Origin of the sequence: Kiloniella antarctica, assembly GCF_042682825.1 — a bacterium.
In the GTDB taxonomy this organism is placed as follows: Bacteria; Pseudomonadota; Alphaproteobacteria; order Kiloniellales; family Kiloniellaceae; genus Kiloniella; species Kiloniella antarctica.
On sequence record NZ_JBHUII010000001.1, the window covers coordinates 1,165,786 to 1,179,115 of the forward strand.

A 13,330-nucleotide genomic window follows, 5' to 3' on the forward strand; every position below is an offset into this window, starting at 1 on the left:
TTCATTATCTATGGATAGTAAATGAATGGCTAGTGAATTAGTTTACTTACAGACGGAATGAAAACTCCCACCGTTCTTGTTAAGTTTTATAAACTTTCTCAACAGCTGCTATTAAGGATTAGAATAATGATCAAACTCTATCGTCACGCTCTTTCTGGCCACTCACATCGTGTGGAACTTTTCTTGTCACTCCTCAACCTTGATTATCAGTTAGTTGACGTTGATCTTATGACTGGTGCGCACAAAGATGCCGAGTTTTTAAAAATGCATCCTTTTGGTCAGGTTCCTGTGCTTGATGACAATGGAACAGTACTGTGGGATTCAAATGCGATTTTGGTTTATTTGGCTCGGACTTATGGCAAAGAAACTTGGAATCCAGCAAATGCAACAGAAGAAGCCGCTGTTCAAGCCTGGCTTTCAATTGCTGCAGGAGCAGTTGCTTTTGGTCCCGCTACGGCGCGTCTGGTGACGGTGTTTGGTGCGGATCTTGACCATGAGGGAGCCAAAGCTCGTGCAAATGGTTTGTTTGGAACTGTAAACAATACACTCGAAAATCAAGCTTATCTAACCGGTACCAAAATCACGATCGCTGATATTGCGGCTTACACTTATATCGCCCATGCCCCAGAGGGCGGTGTTTCACTAGAGAGTTATCCGAACATTCAAGCCTGGATCAGTCGGATCGAAACCCTGTCTGGTTTTGTCGGTATGCAAAAAACGCCCCTAAACCAAGCGACATAAGCAGAGCGCTATGATGAGGTCGGGGAACATAAAGGCATAAATAGTCAAAATTGTTCTCCGATTAAAGCCATGGTCTGGCAATGTCAGATAGTAGGAGTATTGTGATGAGTGATTCTTTCTTCGACCCGAAAACGACACCATTTCACGAAGGTGAGTTAACTGTTCAGCGGCGTCTAGGCGTACTTGAGAATGTTCACAGTTATGCTCCGAAATTTGTTCGAAATTTTCTTCCTGACCAACATCGTGAATTTTACTCACAACTCCCTCAAATTGTAGTGGGATCACTCGATGAACAAGGGCGTCCTTGGGCATCGATGGTAGTTGGCCCAGCAGGATTCATTCGATCGCCTGATAGATATTCGATGGTTATTGATAATGCTCCATTGTTTGGAGATCCGTTGAGAGAAAACCTTAAAACAGGCAATCCGTTAGGATTCCTTGGTATTGAATTTCATGCTCGGCGCAGAAATCGATTAACAGGCAAGGTCATTGGAGGAACTGAATCTGGTGGTTTTGCCATTAAGGTGGACCAAAGCTTTGGTAACTGCCCTCAATTTATTCAAGCACGTACACCCTCGTTGAAGGAAACGCGAACTTCTGATGTGATCGAGAGATCGGTCTTTCGATCCGGCGATTTAGATACAGGCAGCCGGGCAATTATTTCTCAAGCTGATACTTTCTTTATCGCATCTGCATATTTTGAAGATGAGAGTGATCGTCGACATGGGGTCGATGCGTCGCATCGCGGAGGGAAGCCCGGATTTCTTAAAGTTATTGATAACAAAACCTTACTTTTTCCTGATTTTCCTGGCAATAATCACTTTAATACTATCGGAAATATAGAGCTTTATCCGAAGGTAGGAATCTTGGTCCCAGACTTCACCTCAGGCGATTTACTTTATATTACAGGTACTGCCGAAATTATCTGGGATGGTCCAGAAGTCAGGGCCTTTACAGATGCTCAACGTATGGTCCAAGTAACAATCGATGAAGCTGTACGTGTCGAGAAAAGCTTGCCGATGAGGTGGAAATTTGAAAGCTATTCATCCTTCCTCGATTTGACTGGGAGCTGGGAAGATGCGGATGAAGTTCTTGCCATTACTCGAGATCGCGATGCGTGGCGACGTTACGTCGTTGCGAAAATCGAGAAAGAAAGTGAAACAATAACGTCGTTTTATCTCGTCCCTGAAGATAAAAAAGCTCTGATTGACTATGAGCCCGGACAGCATCTCCCAATTAAGATGATAATTCCTGAATCTGACGGGAGTAAGCGTGAGGTACGGCGAACTTATACGGTCTCTAATGCTTTTAATGGGCGGTTTTATCGTTTGTCGATTAAACGCGAAGAAACTGGTTTAGTATCAAAATACTTTCATGACCGAATTAAGCCGGGTGATGTTGTTGAAGCGCAGGCGCCTCGAGGAGACTTTCACCTGGATAAGGACAGTAATCGTCCTGTCGTTTTCCTGTCTGGAGGTGTGGGTGTCACGCCTATGATAGCGATGCTTGAAAGCTTACTTGAAGAAGCTAAAGGCAAACAAAGTAAACGGGAAATTCATTTCATTCATGGTACGCGAAATGGATCAGAGCACGCCTTTGAAAAATATTTAAATGCGCTTGGCACTTGGTTTGATTGCCTGAAAGAACACAACAGTTATTCCCTACCACAATCCGGAGATATTCTGGGGAGAGACTTTAATCGTAAGGGGCGTATTGATTTGAAATTATTACAAAATTTGCTGTCTCTTGATGACTATGACTTCTATTTGTGTGGCCCTTCTACATTTATGTCTTCTCTCTATGAAGCATTGGTCGCGCTTGGTGTTAGAGACGATCGGATCCGTTACGAGAGTTTTGGACCTGCGATGGTTCTTAAAAGCCAAGTTTCTGAGGCTGATTTTACTGCAAGTGTTTCTATTAGAAACCTAGAAACAGTTGATTCAACGGAATTACCGAATGAGCCAGTTGTTGTTCGGTTTGCTAAATCAAATCTTGAAGCAGAGTGGAATTCTGAAAAAGGAAGCCTGTTACAACTTGCGGAAGAAGTTGGTTTATCTCCTGATTTTTCTTGTCGGTCAGGGAATTGTGGGGCCTGCACTTCAAAAGTTAAATCTGGCTCAGTGATTTATCCCAGAGGTCATTCTGTTGGTTTGACTGATGGTGAGGTTCTGCTTTGTTCAGCGGTTCCTGTTAAAACTGATGAACAAGCTGAATTGATCCTGGATCTGTAAAGCGCAAAGGCGATTCCTAAACTGGGTAAAGATATAAGAGGCCACAATGAAACGAATATTACTTCTGCTTGCCGATGGTTTTGAATTGCTTGAGGCTGCTGCTTTTACGGATGTATTTGGATGGGCTGATATTGATGGTGAAGAGAAAATTGAACTTGTTTCAGTTGGCTTGCGATCTCCGTTGAAATGTACATTCGGGTTTTCTGCAATTCCCGATAAAGTCTTGGAGGAAGTCGATCTTACTGAGTTTGATGCTTTGGCAATCCCAGGAGGCTTTGATGGGGCTGGTTTTTACGAAGATGCCTACTCTGTCGAGTTTTCAGATGTTATTAAATTTTTTGAAAGCGAGAATAAACCTATTGCCTCAGTTTGTGTTGCTTCTCTTGCTCTAGGACACGCTGGCGTTCTAAAAAATCGCCGGGCAACAGTTTATCACCAAGCCGGTGGTAAGCGAAAAGATCAATTGGAAGCTTTTGGGGCAGAGTTCGTTGATATGGCTGTTGTTGTGGACAAGGGGCTGATCAGCTCAACGGGACCAGGTACAGGCGTAGAGGTTGCTCTACAGTTACTTTCAAATCTGACATCAGAGAAAAACACACAACATATCCGTCAGTTAATGCGTTTGCCCGAACCTTCTAATCAGTGGTCCAATCAGCCACAGGTGTCTTAAGGTTGAATAAGACTAATTGAGTTAGGTGTGTTTTGTAAGGTTTTCCATGTAATCGGTGATGACAATACTTGCTCTAAACCAAGATTTACCTATACTCCCCGCAGATTTACCTAAAAACGGCAATTATGCCGCCTTCGCGGCATAGCCACTATTTACAGGGGCGTGAACTCTTATGGGCGATATCAAAAAAGTCGTTCTGGCCTACTCGGGCGGACTTGATACTTCAGTAATCCTGAAATGGCTCCAGGAAACTTATAACTGTGAGGTTGTCACCTTTACGGCTGACCTCGGCCAAGGCGAAGAACTGGAGCCAGCACGCAAGAAAGCTGAAGCTTGCGGTGTTAAGGATATTTACATTGAAGATGTGCGCGAAGAATTTGTTCGTGATTATGTTTTCCCGATGTTCCGTGCGAACGCGGTTTATGAAGGTGTTTATCTTCTTGGAACGTCAATTGCGCGCCCCCTAATTTCAAAACGTTTGATTGAGATCGCGGAAGAAGTTGGTGCTGATGCTGTTGCCCACGGTGCAACAGGAAAAGGTAATGATCAGGTTCGTTTTGAGCTTAGCTGCTATGCTCTTAATCCGGAAATCAAGGTAATTGCGCCATGGCGTGAGTGGGATTTGATGTCCCGTACCAGTCTTATCGAGTTTGCTGAAAAGCACCAAATTCCGATCGCCAAAGACAAGCGTGGTGAAGCACCGTTTTCTGTTGATGCCAACCTTCTGCATACATCATCAGAAGGCAAGGAAATGGAAGATCCATGGATTGCAGCGGGCGAGCATGTTTATTCTCGCACTGTCTCCCCAATGGATGCGCCTGATGAAGCGACAGAAATTACGATTGAGTTTAAACGGGGTGACGCGGTTGGTATCAATGGCGTAACGATGTCGCCTGCTGAAATTCTGACCAAGCTTAATGAGCTTGGTGGTGCCAACGGTATTGGTCGTCTCGATCTTGTTGAAGGCCGTTTTGTGGGTATGAAGTCACGTGGGATTTATGAAACCCCGGGTGGTACGATATTGCTCTCAGCGCACCGTGCTATCGAATCCATAACATTGGACCGTGGCGCGATGCACCTTAAAGATGAGCTGATGCCAAAATATGCAGAACTTATCTACAATGGTTTCTGGTTCAGCCCAGAGCGTGAAATGCTTCAGGCGATGATCGATAAATCTCAAGAGCATGTCGAAGGCACGGTTCGTCTTTCTCTCTATAAAGGTAATGTGATTGTAAACGGGCGCCAGTCTGTGAAATCGCTTTATAGTCTTGAGCACGTAACTTTCGAAGAAGATACGGTTTATGATCAACGTGACGCGGCAGGCTTTATCAAGCTGAACGCTTTACGACTAAAGCTTTTGAACAAACAAAAATAATTTGTTCTGCCTTGTTTAAGAAAAGGCCCTGCTTTTGCGGGGCTTTTTTTATTTGGAATATTTACGAGAAAAAGAAACCTTATTCCTTTTTCACAGGACAGCCACGCAACCCGAAATAACGATTGTATTTGCTCAAAAGGCTGTTTCACGTTAGTGAAGGCTCAATTATTGATGAAAGAGACCGTCATGAGCGAAGAAAAGAAAAAAACAGATGACCCCGTGGCCATCTTTATTCTTGGAGAACTTCATGGTGCAGAAGCACCTGTGAGCCCGGATAACCTTGCACGTGCCTACTACAAGCCGCGTGCCAAAAAAGACGAACGCCCTGATACTTGGCGTAAATATTTACCAGCAATTCGCCAGCAAGCTTTGCATCTTGCGCGTACTGGTAGAATCAACATTATTCGCAAGGGTGAAGTTGCTGATCCTAAAGCGCCGATTAAAGGGCTGTTTAAGCTCGTTATCGCTAAGGACTAATTACATCTCTTAGGACCTTAATCAGCCTTTAAAATTAGGCTTGATAAGAAAGAGTAGTAACATTCATACCGAAGATACAAAAAAGCCCTGAATTTTTTAATTCAGGGCTTTTTTTATTCATATAATATGTTGGATATCAGAGCAATTTGGGTTCTTTGATGTGGTGTTGACGACAGGCTGCAGTTAGCGTGTTTGCCAATAGGCAAGCAATCGTCATCGGGCCTACGCCGCCTGGAACAGGGGTAATTGCTCCTGCGGTTACCATTGCTTCTGCTGTTGCGACATCGCCAACCAGCTTGTTCTTACCATCAACTTCAATACGGTTGATGCCAACATCGATTACTGTGGCTCCAGGTTTGATCCAGTCACCTTTGACCATTTCGGCACGACCAACTGCAGCAACAACGATATCAGCTTGACGAACAACGTCGGGGAGATCTTTGGTACGGCTGTGTGCGATGGTAACAGTACAGCTTTCTTGCAGAAGAAGTTGGGCCATAGGTTTACCAACGATGTTGGAGCGGCCAACAACGACGGCTGTTTTGCCGGAGAGATCGCCAAGATGATCTTTCAATAGCATGATGGAACCCAGAGGTGTGCAAGGCACCATTGGCGCGCTGGTACCCTTGCCGCCTGTAGCCAAACGGCCTGAATTGATCACGTGAAAACCGTCGACATCTTTGTTTGGATCAATGGCATTGATAATTGCATGATCGTCGATATGGGCAGGAACAGGTAGCTGAACCAAGATACCGTGAACTGCAGGATCGTTGTTAAGCTCTTCAACCTTTGCAAGCAGCTCTTCTTGAGTAGTCTCAGGAGACATCTTGTGCTCGTAAGAGTTCATACCGGCTTCGAGAGTCTGCTTGCCTTTACTGCGAACGTATACCTGACTTGCAGGATCTTCACCGACGAGAACAACCGCAAGACCTGGGGTCAAGTTGTGCTCGGCCTTAATGCGGGTGACTTCTTCCCCAATGCGGCCACGTAGGCCAGCAGCAAATTTCTTGCCGTCGATAATCGTCGCAGTTGACATCACTAGATCTCCTTAGTTAATCCCGGTTCGTCGATCCCGGTGTCTTGTCCCATAAAAGAGGGAGCGCACCAATTTTCGACTTACTTATGGCTTTAGCGCGAGCGATGCAATGACTTATCTCAAGCGAGCTTGGCAATCTGTTTTGAATTACGGATCGAGTGATCGGGTAATTAGGTTAAAGTTCGTCGGAACTGATGATCTCAACCCCAACTTCCCGCATATGTGTCATGGCTCTTGCCAGAGAATCATCCATATCGATTGCGCGGCAGGCATCGGCGATAACAAAGGTTTCAAAACCTTGTTTTATGGCATCAATTGCAGAGTAATAAACACAAAAATCAGTCGCTAGACCACAAAGAAAAATACGCTTGATGCCACGATTTTGAAGATAGCCAGCAAGGCCGGTTTTTGTTGATTTATCGTTCTCAAAAAAGGCGGAGTAAGAATCGATCTCTTTTCTGAAACCTTTACGGATAATCAGCTCAAGAGAATCTTGGTCGAGGTCTTTGTGAAAACCTGAGCCCGTCTCTCCCTGGATACAATGATCTGGCCAAAGAATTTGTGATCCGTAGGAAAGCTCTGTTGTTGAGAAAGGTTCCTGATTTTCATGAGATGAGGCAAATGATTGATGATCAGCTGGGTGCCAATCCTGAGTAGCAATGGAGTGATGAAAGCAATCAATGAGGCCATTGATAACAGGGACAACCTGATCTCCATTGGGAACAGCCAAGGTTCCGCCATCACAAAAATCGTTTTGGACGTCGACAACAAGAAGAATATCGGTACTGGTCAATTCGAGAGAATGAGACATTGTAACGATACCTTCTTATTGGAAATTGTTGTTGACGATAGGTTTTATCTAAACGAATTGCACATAAAGATTATGAAGCATCAACTGTAGGAATATGATGATCAGAAGCAGGACGATAAAAGACAAATCCATTCCGCCTATAGAAGGCACATAACGTCTGATCGGACGCAAAGCAGGCTCTGTGATGCGATAGAGGAATGTGCCCAATGAATTTACAAACTGATTGCTTGTATTGATAACATTAAAGGCAACCAGCCAGCTCATGATCGCAGAGATGATCAGAGCCCATTTGAAGAGGTCTAGGGCGATCGATATAACTTGAATCAAAGGGCCGAGAATGATGTCCATAGTTTGTTTATCTCTATTTGTTGATCGTTGAGTGGTTGAATTTGTTGGTAAAACTTGAGCATAGACTACAGGTGTGGGCTGGAGGTTACAAGCAAGAGACCCGTCATATCGCGATAATCATGACATTTATAATCTTTAATTAAACCTGCGACCCAATTCGATCTGCAAGAAATGGGGCCAAAAATTAAGAAAACAAGGTCGGACCTACTGTCTTAAACAAGTCAAGGACGTCTTCAGGCATAACTTTAGGATACGCGAGCAATGGTATTGCCGTACAACCTTTGCTTGGATAAGCTTGAGCTTAGTGTGGTGTTATCGTCAGATTATTTTACAAGGGATCATTGATGTCTGTGATGGGACAAGACCGTACACTTGAAGCTGTTACGCGCGCGTTGGCTCATTTACACGAAAAGTTGGGATTGACGTTCGCCTTCCAACTCTGGGATGGATCAACGGTTCCTGCTTCCAAGGATGGCGAAAATAGCCTTCGTCTCGCTATGACTGATCAGTCCGTTCTGACAAAACTTCTCCGCCGTCCCAAGTTGAAAACCGTGATTGATTTGTATCTATCCGGCGGGTTGGATATTCGTGGCGGAACGCTTTTTGACCTTGCTGAGCAGCGCCCAAAGGGGAAGACAAAAGCTCTGATCAAAAGCCTGAATAAGCCGCTTCTTCTCAAGACATTTTTACCTCTGATGTTTGCCCGAAGCAAAAATCAAAACTTGAACCTCAAGGGCGAAGGCGCAACATCGGGACGGGGTAGCGCTCAAGAAGACATTGCCTATCACTATGATGTTTCAAACCGTTTTTACGAGCTCTTTCTTGATCCGGAAATGGTTTACACATGCGGATATTTTACTGACTGGTCGAATGATCTGGCGAGGGCGCAAACCGATAAGCTGGATATGATTTGTCGTAAGCTGCGCTTGAAACCGGGGGATCGTCTGCTGGATATTGGGTGTGGTTGGGGCGCGCTTATTTGTTATGCGGCAGAACATTACGGTGTTACGGCATTGGGGGTGACGCTTTCGGAAGAGCAACTTAGCTTGGCGCAAGAACGAATTAAAGAGCGGGGACTGGAAGATAAAGTTTCGGTGGAATTAAAAGATTTCCGCCTGTTGGAGGGAGCTTTTGACAAGGTGTCGTCGATTGGCATGTTTGAGCATGTCGGGATTGAAAATCACCGTGAATATTATCTGACGGTAAATCGATTGTTAAAACCCAGAGGACTTTATCTCCACCACGCCATTACCCGACGTGGCAAGAGCAGTGATGCCAAATTTAACCGTAAACGCCCCGAATATAATTCAATGCTGAAATATATTTTTCCGGGTGCGGAAGTCGATCATATCGGGATGACAGCGCGCAATCTTGAGGCTCATGGATTTGAAGTTCATGATATTGAAGCCTGGCGGGAGCATTATGCAAGAACCACAGAGCTGTGGGCGCGACGTTTGATGGAAAATTCAGATGCTGCTATTGCGGAAGCAGGGGCCGAACGTTACCGGCTTTGGGTACTTTATCTTACGGGGGTTTCTTTGGCTTTTACCCGCGGCACCTTGAATATTTTTCAGACGGTTGCGTCAAAGCGAACAAAGGGGCTGTCGGGCATGCCGCCAACACGTTCGGACCTTTATGATACCTGATGATAAAAAAGATCCCGAGCAGAAGAACTGCCCGGGATAAAAAGCTTAAATCAGGACGGGAGCCTGACTTAAGCCCGCTGGAACTCATAAAGATTTCCGAGTTTTAGAATGGTGGTCAGCTCGTCCAAAGCCGCACGAACTTCATAAAGCAAGGCAGGATCGTTAATGTCATCCGGGCTTAGTTCATCCCGGTAATGCCGCGATACCCAGTCTCTCAAATCGGTGTAGAGACTATCATCAAGAATGACGCGGGCACCTAAATGGTTGAGATCCGTTTCATTAAGAACGACCCTGAGCCTGAGACAAGCTGGGCCACCGCCGTTTTTCATCGATTGGCGCAGATTGAAATATTTAACATCATTTATGGCACTATTTTGGGCGACAAGGTCATCCAGGTAATTTTTAACCCGGGTATTCTCCTGACACTCTATTGGGGCAATAAGGGTCATTGCGTTGCTTCCGCTACCCGCAGGCGCGATCAACTGGCTGTTGAAAAGATAGCTCTGTACCGCATCTTCTACAGAGACCTTGTTATCGGGAACTTCGACAAAAATCATGTCGCCGTCGGGTAGTTTACTGTTCAATTCCTCTTTTAGGGCTTCAGTGTTGAGGAAGGCTTTTTCGTGATGAAAAAGTGCCCGGCCATTACCAACAGAGATAACGTCGTTGTGGAATACGCCCTGATCAATGACATCCGGGTTTTGTTGGGCGTAAACCGTCCGGTCTTCAGACAAACCGTGTCGGCGGGCAACAGCTTGGCATGCTTCGAGGGTTTGACGGGCTGGGAATTTTTGTGGACCTGGAGCACCTTTACGCAAGGCCTCAACGCCGTAAACAAAAAATTCAACACCGGGTTCGCCATAATTGGTGCAGAACCGGGTATGGTTCGCCGCTCCTTCGTCCCCGAAATGAGGGCTACTATGTAACGCCGGATGGTGGGCGAAGCGCTTTTCATCGGCAAAAATGGTCTGCAAAGTTCGCCCTGTTATGGGGTGTTCGATAGAGCGGTGGAACATGGAGATCAAGTTGGCTGGGGTAAAGTGTGTTCTGCCATCGTGCGTATCTAGCCGGGGAGATACCGTCGCGGCATTGGCAACCCACATGCAAGAGGCCGAGCAAGCACCTGCAAATAGGGCAGGATCAGCCTTGGCAGCTTTTGCAAGAATGTCTTTGTCGCTCCCACTATAACCCAGGCCGCGCAAGGTGGGCATATGGGGGCGTTCTTGAGGAGGAAGAACACCCTGTTTCATACCCATATCTGACAGGGCTTTCATTTTCTCCAGGCCCTGAAGGGCGGCCCCTTTTGGGCTTGATGTACCTTTGGCAGATTTATCAGAAGCGATATTTCCGTAAGACAGACCCGCAAAATTGTGGGTAGGGCCAACAAGACCGTCGAAATTGACCTCGTAATAGGTCATGGCTCTATCCTTTTTTCTGCCGAGAAACATCCAGAGAGATGCCCAGAGAAATGCCGGGTGTTAGTTGGCTCGGAATATCCAGAGTTTCGGCTTCGAGGGAGGCAACAGGATAAGCAGCATAATCGGCGGCGTAAAAAGCACTCGGACGATGGTTTCCGCTGGCACCCACGCCACCGAATGGTGCAGATCCGCTGGCCCCGGTGAGAGGGCGGTTCCAGTTAACAATACCCGCACGGCTTTCAATCCAGAACTTCTCCCAAAGATCTTTTGAATCAGTGAGAATACCAGCAGACAGGCCAAACCGTGTATTGTTGGCAACCCGGATGGCTTCGTCATAATCTGCAACGCGAATAATCTGGAGAAGAGGACCGAAGTATTCTTCATCGGGGAGATCGGTAATGTCAGTAACGTCGATCAGACCGGGCTTGAGGAAAGGTTTGTCTGCGAAAAGGCGTTCAGCCTTATGAATAATCTTCCCGCCAAGACGTTCCAAATTGTCTTGAGCGGCAAGAATACCATCAGCAGCAGCATTGGATATAAGAGATCCCATAAACGGTGGATTTTCGGGGTCATCCTGACCAACCTTGATACCGTTGATCTGCAGCGTGAGGGTTTCGATGAACTTATCACCTTCTGCCCCAATAGGTACAATAAGACGACGCGAACAGGTGCAGCGCTGTCCAGAAGTTATGTAAGCAGACTGGATGGTGTGGTAGGCGGCAGCCTCATGATCGGCCGCATCCATGACAACAAGAGGATTGTTTCCGCCCATTTCCAAGGCAAGAATTTTACCTGTCTGTCCTGCGTACTGGCGATGTAACAGCTCGCCCGTGGCAGAACTTCCTGTGAAGAACAGGCCGTCAATCCCATCATGACCGGCAAGGGCAATACCGGTTTCTTTAGCGCCTTGAACCAGATTGAGAACGCCTGCGGGAAGGCCTGCATCGTGCCAAGTCTGCACCATAACCTCAGCCACCATTGGGGTTTGGTCACTTGGTTTGAAGACAAGGGTGTTTCCGGCAATAAGAGAAGGAACGATATGGCCATTTGGCAAGTGCCCAGGAAAGTTATAGGGGCCAAAAACGGCAACTACACCGTGGGGTTTGTGACGCAGGGTTGCCTTTAGACCTTCGCCCATCTTGTTTTCACTGTCACCAGTACGCTTTTCAAAGGCATCAAGAGAAAGGGCGACCTTACCAACCATGGCAGCAGCTTCTGTGCGGGTTTCCCACAACGGTTTTCCGGTTTCCATAGCAATGGCAACAGCGATATCTTCCTGACGCTCCTTGAGGAGGTCACGGTAGCGGGTGATGACTTCGATCCGGCTTTCGATAGGTGCCAGAGCCCAACCGCGAAGTGCAGCGCGTGCTGAAGAGATCGCATCGTCTACATCACTTTCTGTCGCTGATGTGGCTTTCCAGATAATTTCGTTACTTGCTGGATTAAGAGAGCTCAGTTCCCCCCCTTGTCCAACACGCCATTCACCGTTGATGTATAGTTTTTGTTGTTGGTTCATGGTCTTTTCTCCCGGAATTTTACATAACGTACTTGATCGCCTGAAGTTAGGCGCAGTGCTTCTATGGTTTCTTGTGTAAGTTTTATTGTACCATCCAAGTCAATTTTTGCAGGTTGAAGGCACATGCGATAGGTCGCGATATTGGCGTTACTGATCATGTAGAGGTTGGATTGATCTTCGGCCGGATCTTGTTCTTCAGCGTCGCCAAGCTTTGTAACCTGACTGGCTTGCAAAGTTTTAATATTCCGGGTGGGAACCTCAACAGAAGGGCCGCCATCAAAAACATCGACGTAGCCATTAAAACTGAAGCCTTCTTTTTCCAATAAGCGCAGAGCTGGAGAAGAGGATTCGTGTGGCTTGCCAATAACCTCTTGGGCTTCTTCTGGTAAGAGGTCGATATAAATCGGATACTTTGGCATCAGATCGGATATGATTTGAGTCCCTTTGACCGAAGAAATCTTGTCAGCACTTTCAAAAGCGATACCAAAGAACTTCTCACCGAGATGTGTCCAAAAAGGTGATCCACCATCTTTATCCTGCCATCCTCGCATCTCGGCCATTACCATGTCCCCAAAACGATCAGGAAAGTCAGCAAGAGTTAAATAGCGACATCGGGAAAGGAACTGGCCTATGCCTGGTTGACGGTATTGTTTTGAAAGATAAAGCGACCCTATTTCCGTTGCTCCGGTATAGTCATTGACCAAAAGCATAACGCTCAATTTACGAGTGGTTTCGAGCTCTGAAGAGGCACTTACAAGCGTTGATATTTTGTAAGAGTAAAAAGGAGATTTTAATCCAACACCAGCATATAGAGCCGTTGTTCCTACAGCCTTTTGTGATTTGGTGTCTTCAAGAACCATAAAGTAAATTTCACCCTGAGGACCTTGAGCAGGAGTTTTGAAACTGGCTTCTGAGCGGGTGAGCTTTTCGAGCCAGGCTCCTTCGTTGGCAGGCATAGACGTCATACCGGTTCCGACGGCATGGGATAGGTCCATGAGGTCACCTAAATCGCTTTGTCGTGCTGGTCTAATAATTAACATCGGGAGTGTTCCCTAATTCCA

12 protein-coding genes are annotated in these 13,330 nt (G+C 46.2%); 6 read left to right on the plus strand and 6 right to left on the minus strand.

Annotated elements, in window-relative coordinates:
* Positions 1 to 126 precede the first annotated feature (126 nt).
* From ACFSKO_RS05540 to ACFSKO_RS05560, 5 genes are all read left to right on the plus strand, one after another.
* Entirely contained in the window at positions 127 to 741 is a 615-nt protein-coding gene (locus ACFSKO_RS05540; protein ID WP_380249238.1) for a glutathione S-transferase family protein, read from the plus strand.
* A gap of 104 nt (positions 742 to 845) precedes the next feature.
* Positions 846 to 2,972 (plus strand): FAD-binding oxidoreductase, encoded by a 2,127-nt coding sequence (locus ACFSKO_RS05545; protein ID WP_380249240.1) that lies wholly within the window; start codon positions 846 to 848, stop codon positions 2,970 to 2,972.
* A 46-nt stretch (positions 2,973 to 3,018) separates the two neighbouring features.
* Positions 3,019 to 3,642 (plus strand): DJ-1/PfpI family protein, encoded by a 624-nt coding sequence (locus ACFSKO_RS05550; RefSeq protein WP_380249242.1) that lies wholly within the window; start codon positions 3,019 to 3,021, stop codon positions 3,640 to 3,642.
* 172 nt (positions 3,643 to 3,814) lie between these two features.
* On the plus strand, positions 3,815 to 5,017 hold the full coding sequence (locus tag ACFSKO_RS05555) for an argininosuccinate synthase (protein ID WP_380249244.1): 1,203 nt from the start codon (positions 3,815 to 3,817) through the stop codon (positions 5,015 to 5,017).
* A gap of 186 nt (positions 5,018 to 5,203) precedes the next feature.
* A complete protein-coding gene (locus ACFSKO_RS05560) occupies positions 5,204 to 5,494 on the plus strand; it encodes a DUF3253 domain-containing protein (protein ID WP_380249246.1) in 291 nt (96 codons plus the stop codon).
* Between the two features lie 136 nt (positions 5,495 to 5,630).
* Here ACFSKO_RS05560 and folD read toward each other — a convergent pair whose 3' ends face one another.
* The 3 genes from folD to ACFSKO_RS05575 all read right to left on the minus strand — a co-directional run bounded on the left by folD (position 5,631) and on the right by ACFSKO_RS05575 (position 7,689).
* On the minus strand, positions 5,631 to 6,530 hold the full coding sequence (gene folD / locus ACFSKO_RS05565) for a bifunctional methylenetetrahydrofolate dehydrogenase/methenyltetrahydrofolate cyclohydrolase FolD (protein WP_380249248.1): 900 nt from the start codon (positions 6,528 to 6,530) through the stop codon (positions 5,631 to 5,633).
* 175 nt (positions 6,531 to 6,705) lie between these two features.
* Positions 6,706 to 7,341: a bifunctional nicotinamidase/pyrazinamidase gene (pncA, locus tag ACFSKO_RS05570; protein WP_380249250.1), complete on the minus strand. Its 636-nt coding sequence runs from the start codon at positions 7,339 to 7,341 to the stop codon at positions 6,706 to 6,708.
* A 48-nt stretch (positions 7,342 to 7,389) separates the two neighbouring features.
* A complete protein-coding gene (locus ACFSKO_RS05575) occupies positions 7,390 to 7,689 on the minus strand; it encodes a YggT family protein (protein WP_380249252.1) in 300 nt (99 codons plus the stop codon).
* Between the two features lie 344 nt (positions 7,690 to 8,033).
* Between ACFSKO_RS05575 and ACFSKO_RS05580 the strand changes: the two genes are divergently transcribed.
* Positions 8,034 to 9,335, plus strand: a complete 1,302-nt coding sequence (locus tag ACFSKO_RS05580; RefSeq protein ID WP_380249254.1) for a class I SAM-dependent methyltransferase — start codon at positions 8,034 to 8,036, stop codon at positions 9,333 to 9,335.
* A gap of 68 nt (positions 9,336 to 9,403) precedes the next feature.
* On the opposite strand, the gene astB is transcribed toward ACFSKO_RS05580, so the two are convergent.
* The 3 genes from astB to ACFSKO_RS05595 are packed head-to-tail and all read right to left on the minus strand — an operon-like array spanning position 9,404 to position 13,309.
* A complete protein-coding gene (gene astB / locus ACFSKO_RS05585) occupies positions 9,404 to 10,753 on the minus strand; it encodes an N-succinylarginine dihydrolase (RefSeq protein ID WP_380249256.1) in 1,350 nt (449 codons plus the stop codon).
* A gap of 4 nt (positions 10,754 to 10,757) precedes the next feature.
* On the minus strand, positions 10,758 to 12,269 hold the full coding sequence (gene astD, locus ACFSKO_RS05590) for a succinylglutamate-semialdehyde dehydrogenase (RefSeq protein WP_380249258.1): 1,512 nt from the start codon (positions 12,267 to 12,269) through the stop codon (positions 10,758 to 10,760).
* Complete coding sequence (locus ACFSKO_RS05595) at positions 12,266 to 13,309, minus strand: arginine N-succinyltransferase (protein ID WP_380249260.1); 1,044 nt, start codon at positions 13,307 to 13,309, stop codon at positions 12,266 to 12,268. The genes astD and ACFSKO_RS05595 overlap by 4 nt, the downstream gene beginning before the upstream one ends.
* Positions 13,310 to 13,330 lie beyond the last annotated feature (21 nt).

What these genes read in the sequence shown, in the direction of transcription:
- astB (WP_380249256.1), bottom strand. Translation starts at nt 10,753, where the DNA reads ATGACCTATTACGAGGTCAATTTCGACGGTCTTGTTGGCCCTACCCAC.
- ACFSKO_RS05555 (WP_380249244.1), top strand. Translation starts at nt 3,815, where the DNA reads ATGGGCGATATCAAAAAAGTCGTTCTGGCCTACTCGGGCGGACTTGAT.
- pncA (WP_380249250.1), bottom strand. Translation starts at nt 7,341, where the DNA reads ATGTCTCATTCTCTCGAATTGACCAGTACCGATATTCTTCTTGTTGTC.
- ACFSKO_RS05575 (WP_380249252.1), bottom strand. Translation starts at nt 7,689, where the DNA reads ATGGACATCATTCTCGGCCCTTTGATTCAAGTTATATCGATCGCCCTA.
- ACFSKO_RS05580 (WP_380249254.1), top strand. Translation starts at nt 8,034, where the DNA reads ATGTCTGTGATGGGACAAGACCGTACACTTGAAGCTGTTACGCGCGCG.
- folD (WP_380249248.1), bottom strand. Translation starts at nt 6,530, where the DNA reads ATGTCAACTGCGACGATTATCGACGGCAAGAAATTTGCTGCTGGCCTA.
- astD (WP_380249258.1), bottom strand. Translation starts at nt 12,269, where the DNA reads ATGAACCAACAACAAAAACTATACATCAACGGTGAATGGCGTGTTGGA.
- ACFSKO_RS05550 (WP_380249242.1), top strand. Translation starts at nt 3,019, where the DNA reads ATGAAACGAATATTACTTCTGCTTGCCGATGGTTTTGAATTGCTTGAG.
- ACFSKO_RS05545 (WP_380249240.1), top strand. Translation starts at nt 846, where the DNA reads ATGAGTGATTCTTTCTTCGACCCGAAAACGACACCATTTCACGAAGGT.
- ACFSKO_RS05560 (WP_380249246.1), top strand. Translation starts at nt 5,204, where the DNA reads ATGAGCGAAGAAAAGAAAAAAACAGATGACCCCGTGGCCATCTTTATT.
- ACFSKO_RS05595 (WP_380249260.1), bottom strand. Translation starts at nt 13,309, where the DNA reads ATGTTAATTATTAGACCAGCACGACAAAGCGATTTAGGTGACCTCATG.
- ACFSKO_RS05540 (WP_380249238.1), top strand. Translation starts at nt 127, where the DNA reads ATGATCAAACTCTATCGTCACGCTCTTTCTGGCCACTCACATCGTGTG.